Below are 577 nucleotides of genomic sequence, written 5' to 3' on the forward strand. Positions count from 1 at the left end.
CCTTCTCAATGGAGGATGCCAAACGCCGGGCGTTTAACCTCCTCTTCGCCAAGCGAATACTGGCGAATCTGGGTCTGGAGCAGCGTTTTGATGAATTGCAAAATCATCCGTCCAGGCCGCTTGACCTCGGCGTCAAAGCCGCTTGAAACTGTCCGCACCATTGATTGATGCTTCCGGCGTAAACGGTGTCGCCAACGCTTTTCGTGACGGGGACGCTTTCCCCAGTCACGGGACTGTCATCCAGGCCGGATGTTCCAGTCAGAATCGTGCCGTCAGTGGGAACGCGAGCACCGGGGTTCACCTGCACCACCTGACCGATCTTCAGGGTGTCGGCGGGCACCTCGTGCGCGTGGCCCTCGCCCTCATGCACCAGCAGGGCGGTTTTCGGCGTCAGGGCTGCCAGCGACTGAATGCCCTGCCGCGCCTTGCCTGCCGCGACGCCCTCCAGCAACTCACCGATGGCGAAGAAGAACACCACCACCGCGCCCTCCGGGGCCTCGCCGATCAAGAGCGCCTCGACCGCCGCCAGCGTGACCAGCATGTTGATGCTGAAAGGGTCGCCCAGCCGAGCGCCTTG

The 577-nt window shown here is 62.7% G+C and carries 1 protein-coding gene; it reads right to left on the reverse strand.

The genetic code is table 11. The features are described 5' to 3' along the window. Positions 1–103 precede the first annotated feature (103 nt). On the reverse strand, positions 104–577 hold a 474-nt coding region (locus IE294_RS47105; protein WP_444545317.1), incomplete at its 5' end, for a P-type ATPase actuator domain-containing protein.

The sequence above is a fragment of the Streptomyces canarius genome (assembly GCF_014650735.1).
Lineage (GTDB): Bacteria > Actinomycetota > Actinomycetes > Streptomycetales > Streptomycetaceae > Streptomyces > Streptomyces olivaceoviridis.